The sequence below is a fragment of the Parabacteroides sp. PM6-13 genome, assembly GCF_029892605.1.
Classification (GTDB): Bacteria; Bacteroidota; Bacteroidia; order Bacteroidales; family Tannerellaceae; genus QVMG01.
The window spans coordinates 93,973-114,724 of the sequence record NZ_JARXWF010000006.1; the positions used below are offsets into that span (position 1 = coordinate 93,973).

Here is a 20,752-nt window from a genome sequence, read left to right on the forward strand (position 1 = left end):
TCATGGAGAAAATAGACAAACATATCCGGCATACACCCAATCCGTGGGCACTGATCCCGTTGGGCGTATTCCTTGTCACCTACCTTGTAGTGTCGGTGATAGCCGGTGATTTCTATAAGATGCCGATCACCGTAGCCTTTGTGATTGCTTCGGCGGTGGCGATTGTTATGTCGAAAGGCGGAAAATTTGCCAACCGGGTGGAGCAATTCTGCCGGGGAGCCGCCAATAGCAACATCATATTGATGGTGCTTATCTTCATCCTGGCAGGTGCCTTTGCGCAAACGGCCAAATCGATGGGCGCCATCGACGCCACTGTCAATCTCACCATGGCGCTATTACCCTCCAATCTATTGGCTGTCGGGATCTTTATCGCTGCCTGTTTCATTTCCCTCTCGGTAGGCACCTCCGTCGGTACCATTGTTGCCTTGGCACCGGTGGCCGTAGGCATTGCCGCCAAGGCAGGTATGCCCGAAGCGTTTATGCTGGGTGTAGTCGTGAGTGGCGCTATGTTTGGTGATAACCTCTCGTTTATCTCCGATACCACCATCGTAGCCACCCGCACGCAAGGATGCGAGATGAGTGATAAGTTCAAAGTAAACATACGCATCGCCCTGCCGATCGCGCTCATCGCCGGAGGACTCTACCTATTGAAAGGATGGGGCATGGAAAGCTATTACGTGCCGGAAACGATTGAATGGGTGAAGGTAATTCCCTACCTGATTGTGCTGGTGGTTGCCATTTGCGGGGTGAATGTGATTGTGGTGCTCTTTATCGGCATCCTGTTTTCAGGGCTTATCGGACTATGGACCGGCGGATTTGATTTCTGGGGATGGACCGGAGCGATGGGCGATGGCATCAACGGGATGGGCGAACTGATTATCGTCACCCTATTGGCCGGAGGTATGCTGGAGATGATTCGTTATAACGGCGGAATCGATTGGCTTATGCAGAAGCTCACCTCGCGCATCCATTCGACCAAAAGCGCTGAAGGCAGTATTGCCGCGTTGGTGAGTTTTGCAAATCTCTGTACCGCAAATAATACAATAGCTCTCGTAATGTCCGGCCCGTTGGCCAAAGACATTGCCGATCGCTTCCATGTCGATCCGCGCCGGAGCGCGAGCCTGTTGGATATGTTCTCCTGTTTTATTCAGGGCATATTGCCCTATGGTGCCCAACTATTGATGGCTGCCGGGCTTAGCAGCGTCTCCCCTATCGAGATTATGCAATACCTCTATTATCCGTATCTGTTGGGGATAGGCGGGATATTGGCGATTCTGTTTCAATACCCCCGCAAGTACAGCCGATCATAAGACGTTGATAATCTCCCGCTGTCGGTCGAAGTATATCTTCCGTTGTCTTTCCCCGCTGACAGAGATCAATGTAGAGGAGCGAAACATCGAGTTAGTTCGTTGCTTAACAAGGTCGTACGACTCGATATCCAAAGAGGTAAAATTGTTGAACACAAAGGTTTTTATCAGACTGATGCGATAATCGTTCAGCTTTAGCGAACACATACTCACATTGAAGTTGATGCTTGCGATATAGAAATGAAGGTTGTTTCCCGTTTCTTTGTCTATGCCCAAGGTGGCGGATTTCTCCAGGTTGAAAAGGAATTGCTCCATCTCTTTTTTCAGACAACGCACCTCCTCTTCGTTAATCAGATCGATATTCCTGAAATAGATAATGTCGTTCACCCAATATTGGAAAATCAACGGATCAAAAATATAATAGGCATCCTTGATCTTTCGTGTCAAACGACTGCATTCGTCGACCAACGCCCTCATTCGCTCGTTGAAAAACACCTCTTCAAACGTCTTTACCATATTGGTTTGTCCGGATTCATAGATATTTTTCAATAGCTGCAACCGCTCCAGGTATTGGTAACCGCTCAGCAATTGCATGGGAAAGACGGATGTACAATCGACTAATTCCGAAGTAGGATCATCGACAGCATCCTGAAGAATACCATTATATTGCTTCATCATGGCGTAATCGACCTCATTCGGATTAAAATGATTGATCATTTTCAACTGAAAGGGACGGCTTTTTGAGGAAATCGTATTGCTGATGATGCCGTCTAACGAGATATCAAATTTTTTCACGATAAGGGCTACTTCGGCAAACGAGAAAGCCACCTCCCCACGAATCCGACGGTATACAGCCTCTTTTTCGATATTCAACAGCTCAACCAATATATTAACCAATATGGTCTTATTGGGTACTTTCTCTTTGATAACCTGCAATATATTTTCCTGGATCAACAGTTTATTCATCTTCTTACGCAATATGAGGGTTTTTAACACCTACAAATATACCCATTATTTCTATAAACCCTATGGTTTTCTTCACACTTTGCTTCACTCACCGGGCAAAGTTATTTTATCAAAAACGCATGGGAAGAAAGTATGAATTCGGTTGTTTAATTCTTCATTTGAGCCTATCTTTGCCTATTATTTCATACAAATAAAAACAGATTAAAATAAACGAATTATGACAAACTGGTTTGAATGTAAAGTAGCCTATGATAAATTGATGGAGAACGGAATGCAAAAGCGAGTAACAGAACCTTACTTGGTTGATGCCCTTTCGTTTACAGAAGCGGAAGCACGTATTATCGAAGAGATTCGCCCTTATATCACCGGCGAATTTGTGATCTCCGACATCAAACGCGCTCGCCTTTCGGAGCTCTTTTTCAACGAAGCCGGCGATCGCTTCTACCGTATCAAGGTACAATTTATCACCCTCGACGAAAAGAGTGGAGCGGAGAAGAAAACTTCAGCAAATATGCTGGCACAGGCGTCTACATTGAAGGAGGCTATCACCGTATTGGAAGAGGGCATGAAAAACACGATGGCAGATTATGTGATCGCCTCCGTTTCAGAAACGCAGATCATGGATGTGTTTCAGTTCAGCGCGGCTCATATCCCGTCAGCTCCCAAGTCCGACGAAGAATTATTAGCAGAAGAAAAAGCGTAAATCGAAGTATTGCCTTCGGTTTTATTCACACAAGGTGTAACAAGGTATGTGTATTGCTCAACGAGTACAACAGCTCCGCTCTTCCCTACCCGACGGGGTGGAATTGGTGGCTGTATCAAAATTTCATCCATCGGAATCGATCCGGGAAGCCTATGATGCCGGACAACGCATTTTTGGGGAAAGCCGTGTGCAGGAACTGAAAATCAAACAACCGGAATTGCCTAACGATATCGAATGGCACTTCATTGGCACCCTTCAGCGCAATAAAGTAAAAGATATTGCCCCTTTTATTCATACGATCCACAGCGTAGACTCCGTGAAACTACTGGATGAGATACACAAACAAGCATCCAAACACCAACGGATAATCCGCCTGCTATTGGAGATACATGTAGCTCAGGAAGAGACAAAGCATGGACTGAGTCCGGAGGAATGTATCGAGTTGCTGGAACATTGGAAAGCGGGATCATATCCCTTTATCCGTATAGCCGGCATCATGGGCATGGCCACAGATACCGACGACAAGGCGCTTATTCGAAAAGAATTTCATACATTGCACCGGATATTCAACGACATCAAACAACGTTTTTTTGCGGAAGAGGATTCTTTCAAAGAGATATCGATGGGCATGAGTCACGATTATCCGATTGCCATAGAGGAAGGTAGTACCCTGATCCGCGTCGGAACATTTATTTTCGGGGCACGTAATTATTAACATAATTTCCGACAACAAAATTAATAGCTATCTTTGTTTTACTAATATAAACAAGAAACAATATGACAGACATGAAAACACAATACGCAGGGCTTGCCTTGCGCAACCCGATCATAGTAGGAAGTTCCGGGTTGACCATCAAAGCAGAACGCAACAAAGAGTTTGAAAAAGCGGGAGCTGCCGCTATTGTACTGAAATCTCTTTTTGAAGAACAGATAGAGATGCATGGCAACTCACTGCTTCAGGAGACCGATTATCCGGAAGCAATGGATTATATCCACCAATATGTGAAAGCCAACCAGGTGAATAAATACCTGGATATGATTAAGGCGGCCAAAGACACCTGCACGATTCCGATCATAGCCAGCATCAACTGCTATAAGGCAGGCTCCTGGATTGAGTTTGCTCAACAGATCGAACTGGCCGGCGCGGACGCGTTAGAATTAAACATATTCTATATGGAGACCTCGCTTCAATATGATTTTGAAGCAACACGGGATATGTATATCAACATTATCCGCAAGGTAAAAGAGGCGGTGCGCATTCCGGTGACAATCAAATTAGGGAAGTATTTCAGTAACATTCCTTCGGCTATTAACACCTTGAAGGTGAATGGCGCTGATGGCATCGTACTGTTCAACCGCTTCTATCAACCTGATATCGATATCAATTCGCAGCAGATCGTTTCCGGCAATGTATTCAGCCATCACTCCGACCTAAGCGACACGCTTCGTTGGACAGCGATTGTTTCCGGATTGATTCCGGGCATTAGCATTGCTTCATCCACTGGTATTCAAGAGTGGGAAGATGTTGTAAAATGTATCCTGGCAGGTGCCGACGCCGTGCAGATATGCAGCGCGCTTTATACGCATGGGCCGGAAATCATCACACAAATACTTCGTAGCCTGGAAGAATGGATGCAGCATGCCAATTACGAGTCGATATCACAATTCACCGGCTTGCTCAATTACGCAAACATCAAGAATCCGGCGATGTACGAACGTTCGCAGTTTATGAAATACTTCTCCAATAGGGATTGACTTATTGAAGGTATATAAAAAAAAGATCACGCTATTCTCCATTTAGAAAATAGCGTGATCTTTTTTATGTGTATCTCTCAAGCGGTCAACACACAAGGCAATCGCAATAAGCGATCGTTCTTATTTTATCATATCGAAACCGGTATAAGGCACCAAAGCTTTGGGTATACGGATGCCTTCCGGTGTTTGATTGTTTTCAAGCAGGGCGGCTACGATACGCGGCAGAGCCAACGCACTACCGTTCAGCGTATGACAAAGTTCCATCTTTTTATCCGCGTTGCGATAGCGACACTTCAGGCGGTTTGCCTGATAGCTTTCAAAGTTAGAAACAGAGCTCACCTCCAGCCAACGCTGTTGTGCCACCGAATAGACCTCGAAGTCGAAGGTTAAGGCTGACGTAAAGCTCATATCCCCTCCGCAAAGGCGCAGGATCCGCCAGGGAAGTTCCAATTTAGTCACCAAAGACTCTACATAAGCAACCATCTCCTGCAATGATTCATAGGAATGTTCCGGTTTGTCAATGCGTACAATCTCTACTTTATCGAATTGGTGCAAGCGGTTCAATCCACGCACATCCTTGCCGTAAGAGCCCGCCTCACGACGGAAACAGGCTGAATAGGCGGTGTTTTTCACCGGCAGGTCGGTTTCATTCAGGATCACATCGCGGTAGATATTAGTAACCGGCACTTCAGCTGTCGGGATCAGGTAAAGATCATCGACAGTGGCATGATACATCTGTCCCTCTTTGTCGGGCAATTGTCCTGTCCCATAACCGGAATCGGCATTTACCACATAGGGTGGTTGTATCTCCAGATAGCCCGCTTCGCGTGCATTATCTAAGAAGAAATTGATGAGCGCACGCTGCAAACGGCTACCCATCCCTTTATAGACAGGGAATCCGGCACCGGCAATCTTAACGCCCAGTTCGAAGTCAATCAGATCATATTTCTTCGCCAATTCCCAATGAGGCAAGGCATCTTCGCCTAATACAGGCATGACTCCGCCTGTTTTTTCAATCACATTATCTTCGGCTACCTTTCCTTCAGGCACCGAATCATGAGGCATATTCGGGATCTGCACCAACAAATCGTGCATCTCCTTTTCCGCATTCGCTTTTGTTTCTTCCAGAACTTTATTGGCCTCTTTCATCGTGCCCACCTGAGCGCGTGCTGTTTCAGCCTCTTCTTTTTTTCCCTCTTTCATTAAGGCGCCGATCGATTTCGAGATGCGATTCAATTCTGCCAGATTACTATCCAGTTCTGTCTGGCTTTTTTTGCGCAACTCGTTGAGTGCAATCACTTGGTCTATGATCTCTTTGGCATCGAAATGTTTACGGGCCAGGCGGCGAATTACTTCGTCGGTATTTTCTGTAATAACTTTAAGCGTCAGCATATAGTCTTTTTTGATTGATTATTTTTGGGGAACAAAGATAGGTATTATTTCATTATTTCACCCTTCCCCCGGTAATGAATGTACGCACATAATAGGGCTCGCTCAAGGCACTGACCATGACGCCCCGGGAGCTGCTGGTATGAATGAAACGGCCGTTCTTCAGGTAGATGCCCACATGGTTGGGTGTTTTCTTCCGGCTACCATCTGTCCGGAAAAAGACCAGGTCACCCTCCTGCAAACGATCGCGGCTCACCTTTCGGCAATCGTGTTTCAACATATCCGCCGATGAGCGCGACAGCTGTTTGCCATAAATCTCCCGGTATATATTCGTCACCAAACCAGAACAGTCGACTCCTTTCTTGGTCAGACCGCCCGAACGGTGAGGCACGCCCAGCCATTTCGATCCTTCGTTATAAAGAAAAATATTATCATTCGGAGTCAGGCGCACCCCATATAAACGTGATAGCTCCGCCGGTCCCTTAAAATCGGCCGGCAACACCACCTTTTGTTGTTTCGTTCCACAAGAGAAGAATGAAAAAACAAAAAAGAGAAAAAACAACCACCGCTTCAGCCTTTCTGTATGTATCATACAGCAAAGATACGAAGCCTGTTTCGGATATGGTAGTCCGGAACAGGCTTCTTTTTAATCACTAACGGAAATTGCGTCTCAGAAGACATTTATTCTCTTTTGTCCTTATAAGAGCTCTTTACCATCTTGGTAAATGACCTCTCTTGCTTCCGTTTCTCATGTACAGAAGCTGTATAATGCCAGGCCTCCCGACGGAGTTTGAGGTAACTCTCATATACACCACGCTCTATCTCACCATTTTCTACCGCTTCAACTACGGCACATCCTTTCTCGCTGATGTGCTGACAGTCGCTGAACCGGCATTTACCTTCATAATCTGATATATTCAAAATTTCTGACAGGTTACCGGTATTATCATTTGTAACACCGAAGAGCTTTACACCCGGAGTATCGATCAGTACACCTGAATCTGCCATCAAGACCATCTCCCAGCGGGTTGAAGTATGACGGCCTTTCCCGGTTGAATCACTAATTACACCTGTCTGCAAGACTTCTTGTCCGCAAAGAGCATTGATTAAGGTACTTTTCCCGACACCCGACATGCCTGTAAAGACAATAGTTTCTCCCGGAGAAATAAATGTCCGAAGTAGAGCGATACTTTCCTCCGCTTCCACGCTGGTATAGAAAACGGGTGTCTTATCGGAAATATGTTTCAGGGCGTTTTCTGTTTCTTCCCGGTTGAAACTCAAATCCGTTTTAGTTAATACCAATACGGGTTGAATACCTTCGTCTGCGGTTTGCAATATGAAACGTTCAATCCGGCGGACATTAAAGTTCTCATCCAGGCTTTGCACGATAAAGGCTTTGTCGATAAACGAAGCGATAGCCTGCCTTTCTGAGACAGTACCGCTTTTCAGCCGATAAAGCGTCTTTTGTCGTGGTAAAAGGTCGAGGATAATGCCTTTATCGATATCAATAGGCTGAAAAATAACCCAGTCGCCTGTGCATGGATATTCGGAAGAACTCTTACCATAGAACATATTCCCGGCCAGTTCACAGGTATAGAATCCCTCTTCGGCAACTACTTCGTAACAGGTTTTATGGGTAACTGTTACTCGTCCGTGCAAAAGGTCTTTGAAATTAGAATGTTGTTTTTGTTGGAATAGTTCGTCGCTCCAACCGTATAGTTGTAAGTTGTTCATTGTATTAATGTGTAGTTGCATACACAGAAGACATTACAATGCCCTCATATTGTACGCAAATTAAAACTGAAATAATATTAATAGAAAACCACTCCCGAAAAGAGTTATCCGAGAGCAAACGAATGGACAATCTGTACAGAACGCACAGATTGTTTACTAAACCAAATCCTTCTTTGTAATTGTCATAGGAGGACAAAGATACGATATTTTTTTGTATCCGCCTTAAAAGCAGATTCGGGAGGCGATACCTTATATTACGAATGGGGATATTTTTGACTTTATTCGATCCAGGTAATTATTTATGCCAACTGAATCTCTCTGCTCAATACAGTAAAATATATTAAGCACATCTATCATCTTAGAGGTTGCCTCTGCCGCTTCTTTGCTTATTACCTCCCCGCTGCTATATGCCTTAATCATAGCTTCTCTTAATACGTGGTCATCCATCCCCCTAAAATCCTGCGACCTGTCATATAACCTCGCATCACCAAAATCAATAACACCTACGCGATTTTCATCGTTTATCAAAGTATTGTTGTAATCTAAGTCGCCATGACAGAAAACAAGATCACCCGTCCCTGTCATACATTTTGGCACCTCGCAGATGAAAAAGTCATCTATCTTTTTTAGTTCCGGTTCAGAAAAAAAGTCTTTTAGTAAATCTCTGTCTCTTCGATACCAATTTTGGTATTCTTCAGCTTGCTCTTCAAGCGTTTGTGCCTTTATATCACCGTAGTTTTTGATACTGTGAAGTTGCTTTAAGAACCCGCCTAATTGTGTACCGATTTCGATTTTTTGATGTTCGTTCAATCCGTCTATAACTGTTCCGAGAGGCTTACCCTCCACGCCATAAAAGCCAAAGAATGAGTTATCCTCCGCCACCCAATTCAAAACAGGAACGCTTAAACTAAAATTTTGCTCTTTTATTAATTTGAGTGTGGCGATTTCTTGTTTACATTCCTCTTGGTATTCGGCATTACGTGGAAATTTGAACACAATTCTTCCACCGTCAATGATATAGACCCGACTGGTCCAGCCTGTTTCATTGACTTCAATTCTATTCTCATCAACGCTCGTTAATCGCTTTACTATTTTTAGTTCGTTTTCTATACTCATACAAACATCATATACTATTGCTGAACCGTTGATAAACAAAACGGATGCCCTGCCGGGTCGAGCATTACGGTTGAAGTGTTATAATATTGTACTTCTGCCTTTTTTGCGCCACACCGCAAAGCGTATTCTACGGCTTTCTGTAAATCATCTACCTTGAAGTCGATATGTGCCATCTGCTGTTGGGCATTTTCTTTCCATGGCCATACAGGGGGAATATAATTCTCTACAGTCTGAAAAACAAGCAGTATTCCTTGTGGAGTGCGTAAAGCTGCAAATTCATCACCGGAGATTTCCTTCTCCCAACCCGATAATTTTACGTAAAAATCGGCAAGTTCGTTTGCGTTCGGGCAATCAAACGCTATGCCTATAATGGATGAGATCATATTGTTTGTTTATATAAGAACTAAAGCTTCTTTATCATTTCATACTGTTTGCCTTTGGGTTCGATGCCGTGAACAGAAAGAAAAGCTTTTACCGAATCGCAAGCTATATCTGTATTCACGATTTTAAGTGTTGCAAATCTGTTATCATTAACCATTTCCTGCAAAAGTATCGAACCGATCCCTTTACGGCGGAAACGAGGATGCACGGCAAGTTGCGTCACATCACCCGAACCGGGTTCAAATACACTATAGCCAATGAGATTCCCATCTGAGAACACTCCTTTATAGATAAAATCCTTTTTTGTCCGTTCTATCGATTCGAAACTGTTTTGCCACGAGGGATGAAAATCCCAGAAAGTGGATATAGTATCTTTGTATTCGTCGATATAGATGGGCTGTATGACGTAAGGAACCGGCAGGGTTTTTGGCGCGATATTCACTTTGCCGTTATCTTCCTTGTAGTAATAAAACTCCCGGGTTACCTCAAAGCCTATCTTTTTGTACACATTGAAAGCCCCGGTATTATGCTGGAGAACCTCCAGTATATATGCTGTGACTCCGGCTTCTTTGAGATACGGAATAGACGCCTCGAACACTTTAGTCGCAAGTCCCTGTCCCCGATATTCCGCGAGTGTCCCGGTTCCGGTGTCGTAGGCCATCCTTTTGCCATGATAATCACCAATACCGTTGCAGGTAAACGAAACGATTCTATTGCCATCGAAAGCAGCAAACGAAAGTGCCGGATCATAGCCGCGCCTGCGGATCATCGTACGGAATTCTTCCTTGTCAATTTGAATATCATACTGAGCGAATGCTTGTGAAAACGCTTCAAACAGTTGGTCAAAACTGATTTTTGCGAGAGATTTGATTTCCATATAGGTTCTCTATCTGTTTTATTTCAACTGATATTTATCTTTCATAATATATGATGTTATTTTTCCAACAAATTTAGTGAATCTTAGGCAAACAGCATTGATAATGTCACTCCGAAATCTGGCGGGTGTCTTTTTTCTCACCCGCGTGAGAAAAAATTCTCATGCGGGTGAGAATTTTTTTTCAGGCTTAAAATATTCGTGATATTGCACTACCTTTGTATGCGCGCAAAGCATGTGCAAGAAGAAAAATGATCGATCAACCCACCATAGATAGAATACTTGACGCAGCAAACATCGTAGATGTTGTATCTGAGTTTGTCACCCTTCGGCGACGGGGGGTGAACTATATTGGGTTATGCCCTTTCCACTCCGATAAGACGCCCTCTTTTACTGTTTCTCCGGCTAAAAACATCTGCAAATGTTTTGCCTGTGGCGAAGGAGGCTCTGCGGTACACTTTGTGATGAAGCATGAGCAGTTGACCTATTTCGACGCGCTTCGGTTTCTGGCTAAGAAATACAACATCGAGATACAAGAACGCGAGCTGACCGAGCGAGAAAAGCAGGTACGCAGCGACCGGGAAAGTATGTTGATTGTCAATACCTGGGCGCAACAATACTTTTCCAACCAACTATTCACCTCCGAAGAGGGGCGCAACATCGGGCTTCGCTACTTCAAAGAGAGAGGATTCCGCGAGGATATCATCCGCAAATTCCAACTCGGTTACAGCCTTGACAAACGCGACGCGCTTGCTAAAGAAGCCATCGAAAAGGGCTACCGGAAAGACTATCTGGAAAAAACAGGCTTGATCATTGCCTACGAAAATGGCAATCTAAACGATCGTTTCCGGGGACGGGTCATGTTCCCGGTGCATACACTGAGTGGCAAGGTGGTGGCTTTTGGCGGACGTACGCTCAAGAAAGATGAAAAGACCGCCAAGTATGTCAATTCACCCGAAAGCGAAATCTACCACAAAAGTAACGAGCTCTACGGCATCTTCTTTGCTAAACAACCGATTGTCAAGGCGGATCGATGCTATCTGGTAGAAGGCTACACGGATGTGATCTCCATGCATCAGGCAGGGATCGAAAATGTGGTTGCCTCATCCGGAACGGCGCTTACGCAGGGACAGATCCGGTTGATCCGTCGTTTCACCAACAACATCACCGTCTTGTATGACGGCGACGCGGCCGGTATCAAAGCAGCGCTCCGGGGAATCGACATGTTATTGGAAGAGGGCATGAACGTAAAGGTACTGTTGTTGCCCAACGGTGAAGACCCCGACTCGTTTGCCCGCAAGCACAACGCGACAGAATTCATTCAATATATAGAAAAGAACGAAACGGACTTTATCCGCTTCAAGACCCAATTATTGCTCGACGACGCAGGCCATGATCCGATCAAGCGGTCGGAGTTGATCTCGGACATTATCCGTTCGGTGGCTATCATCCCCGACGAAATAGCCCGCACGGTGTATTTGCGCGAGTGCAGCAGTATGTTAGAGGTCGACGAACGGGTGATACTGAATGAGGTCAACAAGATACGTCAGAGGAATGAAGAACGGAAGGCACAACAAACGCCTCCCTCCCCTCCTACTATCATGACGCCTCCCCCTGAATATCCTCCCCAGGATATGCCTCCGGGAGAGATTCCGCCCGACCTGCCCCCCGAGGCCTATCTGCCACAAGGAGTCGCCGAGGCGACACCTCCACCGGAAGCGATAACAACCATCCCGGTTTCCAGATCCCGCTCTCCTTATGAACAGAACGAGCTTCAGTTGCTTCGCTACATTGTGCGCTATGGCGAAAAGATCCTTTTCCGCTACAAAGAGGAGGAGAACGACGAAGAGATAGAGATCAGTGTGACGAATTATATCTATACAGAGCTGGCGCAGGACGATCTGACATTCCACACGCCACTCTACAAAGCGATGTTGGACGAGGCGGTTGCGCATATGCATGACAAAAGTTTCACGCCCAGCCGTTATTTCCTGTATCATCCCGATCCGAATATCAGCCAGCTGGCTGCTAACCTGATGAGCGAGAAATATCAGTTGAGCAAATACCATACGAAGTCCCGGAAAATAGAACAAGAGGAAGACCGCCTGCAACAATATGTATTGAAAGAACTGTTTGCTTTGAAGGATGCCTATATCAATTATAAGATCAAAGGGGTGCAATCCGAAATAAAAGAGGCACAAGTCAATAAGGATACCGACCGTATCATCCGCCTGATGCAGCAGCTAACGGAACTGAATAAAATCAAAAGCCTTCTCTGCAAAGAGCTGGGCGAACGAATCATCATAAAAATGTAAAAAGCCTATGTACTTTTTAGAAGCGAAAGATGTTGTCAAACAATTTGCCAATCACCGGGCGCTCAACCATGTGAGTATCCGTGTTCCCGAGGGGAAGATATTCGGATTGCTTGGGCCAAACGGAGCAGGCAAGACCACGTTGATACGAATCATCAACCGTATCACGGCACCTGATAGCGGAGTTGTTTATTTCAACGGACGGGAATCACGCCCCGAAGATATCTATCAGATTGGCTATCTGCCGGAAGAGCGCGGATTATATAAAAAGATGAAGGTGGGCGAACAGGCTATTTACCTGGCACAGCTCAAAGGACTTTCTTATATGGTGGCCCGCGAGCGACTGATGCGCTGGTTCGACAAATTCGACATCATGCCCTGGTGGAACAAGAAACTGGAAGAGCTCTCGAAAGGGATGCAACAGAAGGTGCAATTCATCATCACGGTGATTCACGAACCTGCCCTGTTGATCTTCGACGAACCCTTCAGCGGATTCGACCCCATCAACGCGGAGATACTAAAAAAAGAGATCCTCGAACTCAAACAGGCGGGGCATACGATTATTTTCTCTACGCATAATATGGCATCGGTCGAAGAGATTTGCGATGAGATCGCGTTGATCAACCGGTCGGAGGTGGTCCTTTCCGGCAATGTATCGGAGGTGCGCGAGCGGTTTAAGACTAACAATTACACGCTACACCTGCGCAACAGCCTGACCGACATGCCGGCCTATTGCCATATTCTTTCGGAAAAGGAACGCGACGGGATCCATGAAATACGCCTACACAAGGAGGAGACGTTTACCAATTCAGCGTTAATAAGCGATTTGGCCAAACAGAATGAGATTCTTTCGTTTGTCGAAGAGATCCCTTCCATGAATGATATTTTTATTAAAGTAGTATCCGATTCAAATTCCCAACAGTCATGAGCAAAATAGGATTGATTATCAAAAGAGAATACCTGCACAGGGTCAGCAAAAAATCATTTATCATTCTGACGCTGCTCATGCCCTTGATGATGGTTGCGTTGGTTTTTGTGCCGTTATGGTTATCAAGCATCAAAGGGAGCGATGTCCGGCAGATTGCGATTATCGATACGACCGGGAAGTACGCGCCCCTGTTTGAAGATGTAGATAATTACCGCTTTATCCAAAGCGATAAATCATTGGAAGAATACCGGAATAGTCCGGATAAGGAATTATATGCTATCCTGCAGATCACGGATGACCTATTGACCAATCCAAGAGCTGCCACCCTTTATTCGGAGAAACAGGTACCCAATGAATTAAGCCGCATCGTCAATCAAACGATCCGGGCTCAGATAGAAGACGACAAACTGGCCACATTCAACATCCCCAACCTGAAGGAGATTATCCAAGAGAGTAAGGTGAGCTTTAACGTGCAAACCATTAAATGGGGCGAAGATGGCAAAGAACAGATCTCGTCGGCAGCGGTGGCGTCGGTTGTGGGCATTATCTTTACCATGATCGTGTATATGTTTGTCTTAATGTATGGCGCTATGGTGATGTCGAGCGTGGTAGAAGAAAAGACTAACCGTATTGTGGAATTGATGGTCTCTTCCGTCCGTCCTTTCGACCTGATGATGGGAAAGATTATCGGCATTGGCTTTGTGGGGCTGACACAGATACTTATGTGGGGCATACTCTCGGTGGCGCTATTCACCATCGGCGGATTTTTCTATGCCGGTAGCCTGGGCACCGATATGGCCACCCTGCAACAGGGCATGCAAGCTGCCCAAGGCATGGGTGCGGCGGCAGAGATGCAACCGGGTGCCGAATTGTTTGCCATGCTTAGCACGATCAACTTCCGGGAGATCGGCCTTTTCTTTGTTATCTTCTTTATTGGGGGATATATGATGTATGCGTCGATCTTTGCGGCTATTGGCTCTTCGGTGGATAACGCGGATGACACGTCGCAGTTTATGGCACCGATCACCATCCTGTTGGTCTTTGCCCTGTACGCAGGTATCTATAGTATGGAAAATCCGGATGGTCCGTTGGCTTTCTGGTGTTCGATGATTCCATTTACTTCACCAATCGTTATGATGGTGCGTATTCCTTTTGGCATTCCGCTTTGGGAAAAATTACTATCCGTTGTCTTATTGTATGGATCTTTTATCGGCGCAATCTGGTTATCGGCCAAGATCTACCGGGTGGGCATTTTGATGTATGGCAAAAAGCCCAGCTTCAAAGAGATGATAAAATGGTTGAAATTTAAATAGAGAAAAGTCCTTAAGGTCTTTAATGACTTTAAGGACTTTTCCTTTATAAGGATAGGTATTACCCCATCTTACTGATTTTCCTCAGGCGCTCTTCGTCAATGATCTTGATCTTGCGACCATCGAGCGCAATGATATGCTCTGTAACAAAGGTGGATAAGGTACGGATGGCGTTAGATGTAGTCATATTGGAGAGATTGGCCAGGTCTTCACGAGCCAGGTAGATGCTTAAGGTAGCACCATCTTCCTCCAAACCATAGCTGTCTTTCAGGAAGAGCAGCGATTCGGCCAAACGGCCACGAATATGCTTCTGGGTAAGATTGACTGTTCGTTCGTCGGCCACGCCCAGATCAATAGACAACTGGCGAATAAAGAACATGGCCAGGTTCGGATTGGTCATCAGGAATTCATTCACCACCGTCATTGGAATCATACAAACAACAGAAGATTCAAAAGCGGCCGCATTGGTAAGATAACACTCTTGCGCAAACGCAGCACGGTAGGCAAAGTATTGAACAGGTTTGATCATACGAATGATCTGGCTACGCCCCCCTACTCCTTCTTTGAAGATTTTTACTTTTCCTTTCAACAAGCACATCATCTCCTTGGGCGTATCTCCCTCACAGTAGATAAGCTCGTTACGCTTAAATTGCTGTATCGATGCATTCTGTCGGAGAACTTCCCGTTCTTTTTCAGTCAGAACTCTCCAAACTTCTGATAAACTAGCCGAAATATCGACTTCTACATGCTGTTGTTTCACCTTGACTGTTTTATAACATACTTATGAAGCACAAATATAAGACATTTCTATGAGAACAAATGTACAATTTATTAGTTTTAATAGGGATAACACTGATAAATGAGAGGAATAATTCACAAGATTAAGAATATTTCTTCTAAATTTGTTAATAAAAGGCCGTTTTACTTGAACAGAACAGTTGCCATATGGACCCTTTTAATTAGCATAGCGATAAATATTCATGCTAACACCTCTGAAATTGCTGCCAAAAGTGCTTTTGTCTCTTTTGCGAATGCGACTCCACAATCACGTCATCAGGCAGACTCTATCATGCAATATGTGATCGAAGAGGCCTCTCTCTATGCGAATGCTATCTCCGGATATAATGCGGAGATCTATATCAAAGGAAGAACAGAGATCTTACGCAGAAACTGGTTGATGCAATATGCCCACCATCTCGTGCCCATCGACCGGAAAAAGCCCAATACTATTTTTGAAATAGTAAGCGAGTCGGAATACGAAGCCCCCAACCTCTATCATCATAATTTTAAGGCATTGAACGGAAACGTCGTTCCCCGTGGGCAAAAGCAACGTGAAATCCTGACATTCTTCAATCTGAATATTTACGCTCCGACCATATACGAAGAGGCTATCATCACGCCAGTCGGCCAGAAAGCCTTTCGTTATTATGAGTTCAATTTGGAGGAGATCACTGAAATCGACGAAGGATATATCTACAAAATACGTTTTCTTCCTAAAATCAGAAGCCAAAAGCTCGTTAGCGGTGATCTCTATATCCGTTCGGATGAATGGCGCATAGAAAAGATCGATATGCACGGACGTTATGACTTTGCCGAATTCAACATAGAGATAGCCTTCGGAGATCAATTCGGACAGCTGATACTTCCCAACAAGGCGAATCTCTTTGTGCGCTACCAACTATTGGGCAATACGATTGAGAGTCATTACCATTCGTCTTTCAAATACACCTCTGTTCAATGGATCAGGAAAGAGGAAAAGAAAAACGGCAAGCGGGAGTGGAAATCCCTGGACCTCACCAAATATTACACCTTATCGTCCGACTCGATCCCTTTCATACAAGAGGATGCCTATTGGGCAGAGAAGCGAGACGAAGCGCTTTCTGAAGAAGATGAACATGTGTATAGTATCAATTACGACAAGGCTTCGCCCAAGACGAAAGACTCCACGAAGACCGATTACCTCAAGCTGACAGAAAAGCTAGCCAGTACGATCAGTTACGATATGCAATCGACTCGTATCCGCTATTCGGGCCTGTTGAACCCACTACAGCTTGGATATTCATCCCGAAGCGGGATCTCGTACCGCCAGCAATTAAGGATCACCAAAACATTCAAAAACGACCGTCAATTGCTTTTCAAGCCGGAGGTGGGTTATCTGTTCAAAAGAAAGGAGCTTTATGCCAAATTATTGACCGAGATGCACTATCTGCCCGAGAAAAAAGGGTATGTACAGCTGACCATAGCGAATGATAATCAGACTTACTCTTCCCGTATGAAGCATGAGATCAACGAGCATCTGAAAGACTCGCTGTTTGACTTTAGCGATTTAAACCTGGATTATTACCGTCATTACTATATCGATCTGCGCAATAACATTGAACTATCCAACGGCTTGGAGTTATACACCGGGGTATCATATCACTACCGCGACCCGGTGACTAAGAAAAAGATCGTCAATCCCGGAGAACTGATCGAAGATCTCATCGATGAGCATTTTTATGACTTTATCCCTGTCATCGGCTTAAGTTATACGCCGCGTCAATTCTATCGCATGAATGGAAAAAAGAAAGAGTATGTCCGTTCTTATTATCCGACCATGTCGATCGAAGTAGCGAAAGGGATCCCGGGAGTATTCAATAGCATGGGTAATTACACCCGGGTAGAGGCCGATATTCATCAAAGCCTCAAACTGGGACTGCTCAAACGATTCAACTATCATATCAGCGCCGGTATGTTTACGCAAAAAGAATCATCCCTTTACTTTGCAGATTTTCAATATTTCTCGCGGCGCAATTTCCCCGAATCCTGGGACGAACGGATTGGCGGTGTCTTCCATACCTTACGGCGAGAGTGGTATAATGCTTCCGATAAGTATGCGCAAGCTCATTTAATGTATGAAAGTCCGTTTATCCTGATGAATCTATTTGATAAGAAAGCCTCCAAGCATGTGCTTTCCGAGCGCCTCTACCTGGGGCAGTTATGGACACCCGCCCTGCCCAGTTACACGGAAGTAGGTTACGGATTCGGAAATGCCATCTTCAATATTGCTGTCTTCGCGGGATTTGCCAAAACCGATTTTGAACGTTTTGGCGTGCGGTTTACCTTTGAGCTCGAATGATCATCACCCCCTTATTGGTCTTGATTCGCTTTACATAATCAGTCAAAGTACCCTCTTGCACAATGACTTTCTTTGCCTTAGAAGAGGCATGAATAAAGGTTAGTCGTCCTTCTGTGCGGTAGAGAAAACCTACATGCGAGATATCGAGGCCGGCTATCGATGTAACAAAACCAACCATATCGCCACTTTGCATACCTCCAGCCAAGCGATCGATATCTTCTTCCGCTATATAAGAATAAGCACGCTTGTTGATCTCTTTTTCCTTTTCGGCCATCACGGCCATCCGCTCGGGATTTCCTTTCAATTGTTTATAACTTTCCGGATGTGTCGACATAAAAGAAAGAGAAAGCACCAACGGTTCCCCGCCGATAGCCTTTGTTTTGTCTTCCACCAAACCCTTCCGTTCGTTTTCATAGATCCAATCGGAGGTATAATGCAAGCGGTCGGTATAATCGGTTATTTTCCCTTCGCGGTAGCGCAATTGCTGCAGATGATCACAAAAGGTTTCATAGCTGGGATTCTTCTCTTTCAAGGTACGCGCCAAAGAGAATACATTTTCCACAAACGTCAGGCAATCCATTTCCCGCAGATTGATTACCAATCCTTCCGGTTCTTTCTCCAACGTTGCCCCCACATAGGGAGTTCCCTGAAAGAAAAGAGCCGTTTCTACGATCAAATCCTCCAAAGGCAGCGTTCTCTTATCTCCCATCGCCGAGAGGTAAGCAGCAAATATTTCTCTATCTTCCGGTGTATCATAGAAGTGTTCCCGCTCGGGCTTCTGCCCATTCGCACAGGAAAGAGCCAGAAGAAATAGACTAATTAAACAGAGATAACGTTTCATTGTGGTTTCGTTTCTAACATATCCTGCAATTTGATCAGTTCGTCGCGGTACTGCGCCGCTTCTACAAACTCGAGCTTCTTGGCTGCTTCCGCCATCAGCTTCTTCGTCCGTTCGATTGCCTTTCCTAACTGATGGCGATCCATATATTGCACCACCGGATCGGCCGCCAAGGTAATTTCCGGTTCCACATAGGCATTTGATTCCACAGCGGCACCCGCTTTTCCCAAGGCAGAAACGCTTGTTTTCACAATTTGCGTAGGCGTAATGCCATGTGCCTCATTGTAGGCCAACTGCTTCTCGCGACGTCGGTTGGTCTCTTCTATGGTCAGACGCATACTCTCCGTAATCTTGTCGGCATAAAAAATAACCTTTCCATTGATATTACGCGCCGCGCGTCCGGCTGTCTGCGTAAGTGAACGATGCGAACGAAGGAAGCCCTCTTTGTCGGCATCCAGAATGGCTACCAGCGAAACCTCCGGCAAGTCGAGCCCTTCGCGCAAGAGGTTGACGCCAATCAAGACATCGAACAGTCCTTTGCGCAAGTCTTCCATAATCTGCACACGATCCAGGGTTTCCACATCGCTGTGTATATAATTACATCGAACGCCCATACGGGTCAGGTAGGCTGTCAATTCTTCCGCCATGCGCTTAGTAAGCGTAGTTACCAATACACGTTCATTGGCGGCAGAGCGCTGCGTAATTTCTTCCATCAAATCGTCAATCTGATTCAGGGAAGGACGCACATCGATGATCGGATCCAACAGCCCGGTCGGGCGGATCAACTGATCGACCACTACCCCTTCGCTCTTCTCCAGCTCATAATCAGCCGGTGTCGCGCTCACATAGATAGCCAGTGGAGTCAACGTTTCAAACTCTTCAAACTTCAAAGGGCGATTATCCATGGCAGCCGGCAAACGAAAACCATACTCCACCAGGTTTTTCTTTCGGGAATAGTCGCCGCCATACATCGCGCGAATCTGAGGTATCGTCACATGGCTTTCATCGACCACCAACAGGAAATCATCGGGGAAATAATCCAACAGGCAATAAGGACGCTCACCCGCATCACGTCCGTCAAAATAACGGGAGTAGTTTTCTATTCCGGAACAATGCCCTAATTCACGGATCATCTCCAAGTCGAAAGTAACCCGTTCATACAATCGCTTCGCCTCATAGGGCTTTCCTATCTCATTGAAGAATTCAACCTGACGTCCTAAGTCTACGTCGATCTGGCTGACCGCGCTGTCTAATTGTTGCTTTGTGGTAACAAACAGGTTTGTAGGATATATATTCAATTCATCCTGCTCGTCGTATTCCTCTCCGCTCTGTGGGTTGAAAGAGGAGATCCGTTCAATCTCATCGCCCCAGAACTCAATACGGTAAGCCACCCCGTCATAGCCTTCGATGGCCGGGAAGATATCGACCGTATCGCCATTCACCCGGAAAGATCCCGTCTGAAAATCTATTTTATTATTGACATACAAGGCATCGACAAAACGACGCAACAGTTTATCCCGGTCGATCTGCATCCCCCGGTGAATATGAGTCACCCTTTCGGCAAAAGCTCTTGGGTCGGCCATACCATACAGGCAGGAGACCGACGAGATCACAATCACATCCTTGCGTCCTGAGAGCAAAGAGGCTGTCGCACGCAGGCGCAGCTTATCAATCTCGTCATTGATCTGCAGATCCTTTTCAATATAGGTGTCGCTCGAAGGCAGGTAAGCCTCCGGCTGGTAGTAATCGTAATAGGAGACAAAATATTCGACCGCATTATGCGGAAAAAAAGTCTTAAATTCGCTGTAGAGCTGTGCCGCCAGCGTTTTGTTATGGCTTAATATCAGTGTAGGCCGTTGCACCTCTTTGATCACATTGGCCACCGTAAACGTCTTACCCGAACCGGTTACGCCCAACAGGGTTTGAAACGGCACACCCGAGTTGATGCCCTCGGTAAGGGCAGCAATCGCTTCAGGCTGATCTCCCGTCGGACGAAAAGCCGAAGTTAGTTCAAAGTTCAT

The 20,752-nt window shown here is 45.5% G+C and carries 18 protein-coding genes; 8 read left to right on the top strand and 10 right to left on the bottom strand.

Translation table 11 applies throughout. From position 1 onward, the window contains the following. Window positions 1–2 precede the first annotated feature (2 nt). Window positions 3–1,310 carry a Na+/H+ antiporter NhaC family protein gene (locus M2134_RS07495; RefSeq protein ID WP_280750105.1) on the top strand — a complete coding sequence of 436 codons (1,308 nt, stop codon included), beginning with the start codon at window positions 3–5 and terminating at the stop codon, window positions 1,308–1,310. Here the strand turns inward: M2134_RS07495 and M2134_RS07500 are convergent. Further along, on the bottom strand, window positions 1,305–2,273 hold the full coding sequence (locus M2134_RS07500; protein WP_280750106.1) for a hypothetical protein: 969 nt from the start codon (window positions 2,271–2,273) through the stop codon (window positions 1,305–1,307). The genes M2134_RS07495 and M2134_RS07500 overlap by 6 nt on opposite strands. A gap of 217 nt (window positions 2,274–2,490) precedes the next feature. Here M2134_RS07500 and M2134_RS07505 point away from each other — a divergent pair, with 217 nt between their 5' ends. From M2134_RS07505 to M2134_RS07515, 3 genes are all read left to right on the top strand, one after another. Next, window positions 2,491–2,976 carry a DUF4494 domain-containing protein gene (locus M2134_RS07505; RefSeq protein WP_280750107.1) on the top strand — a complete coding sequence of 162 codons (486 nt, stop codon included), beginning with the start codon at window positions 2,491–2,493 and terminating at the stop codon, window positions 2,974–2,976. Window positions 2,977–3,022: 46 nt separating this feature from the next. Beyond that, a complete protein-coding gene (locus tag M2134_RS07510; protein WP_280750108.1) occupies window positions 3,023–3,691 on the top strand; it encodes a YggS family pyridoxal phosphate-dependent enzyme in 669 nt (222 codons plus the stop codon). Between the two features lie 62 nt (window positions 3,692–3,753). Next, window positions 3,754–4,731: a dihydroorotate dehydrogenase-like protein gene (locus M2134_RS07515; RefSeq protein ID WP_280750109.1), complete on the top strand. Its 978-nt coding sequence runs from the start codon at window positions 3,754–3,756 to the stop codon at window positions 4,729–4,731. A 120-nt stretch (window positions 4,732–4,851) separates the two neighbouring features. Here M2134_RS07515 and serS read toward each other — a convergent pair whose 3' ends face one another. The 6 genes from serS to M2134_RS07545 form a co-directional block, all read right to left on the bottom strand. After that, window positions 4,852–6,123, bottom strand: coding sequence for a serine--tRNA ligase (gene serS / locus M2134_RS07520; RefSeq protein WP_280750110.1), 1,272 nt, complete (start codon window positions 6,121–6,123; stop codon window positions 4,852–4,854). A gap of 52 nt (window positions 6,124–6,175) precedes the next feature. Beyond that, entirely contained in the window at window positions 6,176–6,712 is a 537-nt protein-coding gene (locus M2134_RS07525; RefSeq protein WP_280750111.1) for an NlpC/P60 family protein, read from the bottom strand. Window positions 6,713–6,801: 89 nt separating this feature from the next. Further along, the gene (rsgA, locus tag M2134_RS07530; protein WP_280750112.1) at window positions 6,802–7,854 is read right to left on the bottom strand and encodes a ribosome small subunit-dependent GTPase A; all 1,053 of its coding nucleotides are present in this window, start codon (window positions 7,852–7,854) and stop codon (window positions 6,802–6,804) included. 249 nt (window positions 7,855–8,103) lie between these two features. After that, window positions 8,104–8,970, bottom strand: a complete 867-nt coding sequence (locus M2134_RS07535; RefSeq protein WP_280750113.1) for an aminoglycoside phosphotransferase family protein — start codon at window positions 8,968–8,970, stop codon at window positions 8,104–8,106. A 14-nt stretch (window positions 8,971–8,984) separates the two neighbouring features. Further along, complete coding sequence (locus tag M2134_RS07540; protein WP_280750114.1) at window positions 8,985–9,353, bottom strand: VOC family protein; 369 nt, start codon at window positions 9,351–9,353, stop codon at window positions 8,985–8,987. Between the two features lie 20 nt (window positions 9,354–9,373). Then, the gene (locus M2134_RS07545) at window positions 9,374–10,228 is read right to left on the bottom strand and encodes a GNAT family N-acetyltransferase (protein ID WP_280750115.1); all 855 of its coding nucleotides are present in this window, start codon (window positions 10,226–10,228) and stop codon (window positions 9,374–9,376) included. Between the two features lie 248 nt (window positions 10,229–10,476). Here M2134_RS07545 and dnaG point away from each other — a divergent pair, with 248 nt between their 5' ends. From dnaG to M2134_RS07560, 3 genes are read left to right on the top strand one after another with little or no spacing between them, the layout of a single operon-like run. Further along, the gene (gene dnaG / locus M2134_RS07550; protein WP_280750116.1) at window positions 10,477–12,540 is read left to right on the top strand and encodes a DNA primase; all 2,064 of its coding nucleotides are present in this window, start codon (window positions 10,477–10,479) and stop codon (window positions 12,538–12,540) included. A 7-nt stretch (window positions 12,541–12,547) separates the two neighbouring features. Next, the gene (locus tag M2134_RS07555; RefSeq protein WP_280750117.1) at window positions 12,548–13,465 is read left to right on the top strand and encodes an ATP-binding cassette domain-containing protein; all 918 of its coding nucleotides are present in this window, start codon (window positions 12,548–12,550) and stop codon (window positions 13,463–13,465) included. Continuing rightward, window positions 13,462–14,778 (top strand): ABC transporter permease, encoded by a 1,317-nt coding sequence (locus tag M2134_RS07560; protein WP_280750118.1) that lies wholly within the window; start codon window positions 13,462–13,464, stop codon window positions 14,776–14,778. The genes M2134_RS07555 and M2134_RS07560 overlap by 4 nt, the downstream gene beginning before the upstream one ends. 58 nt (window positions 14,779–14,836) lie before the next feature. Here the strand turns inward: M2134_RS07560 and M2134_RS07565 are convergent, their stop codons facing one another. After that, a complete protein-coding gene (locus M2134_RS07565) occupies window positions 14,837–15,535 on the bottom strand; it encodes a Crp/Fnr family transcriptional regulator (RefSeq protein WP_280750119.1) in 699 nt (232 codons plus the stop codon). A 165-nt stretch (window positions 15,536–15,700) separates the two neighbouring features. Between M2134_RS07565 and M2134_RS07570 the strand changes: the two genes are divergently transcribed. Beyond that, window positions 15,701–17,893, top strand: a complete 2,193-nt coding sequence (locus M2134_RS07570; RefSeq protein WP_280758146.1) for a DUF5686 family protein — start codon at window positions 15,701–15,703, stop codon at window positions 17,891–17,893. Here M2134_RS07570 and M2134_RS07575 read toward each other — a convergent pair. Together M2134_RS07575 and uvrB are read right to left on the bottom strand one after the other, a co-directional pair. Further along, window positions 17,874–18,734, bottom strand: a complete 861-nt coding sequence (locus M2134_RS07575) for an N-acetylmuramoyl-L-alanine amidase-like domain-containing protein (protein WP_280758147.1) — start codon at window positions 18,732–18,734, stop codon at window positions 17,874–17,876. The genes M2134_RS07570 and M2134_RS07575 overlap by 20 nt on opposite strands. Beyond that, window positions 18,731–20,752, bottom strand: a complete 2,022-nt coding sequence (gene uvrB, locus M2134_RS07580) for an excinuclease ABC subunit UvrB (protein WP_280758148.1) — start codon at window positions 20,750–20,752, stop codon at window positions 18,731–18,733. The genes M2134_RS07575 and uvrB overlap by 4 nt, the downstream gene beginning before the upstream one ends.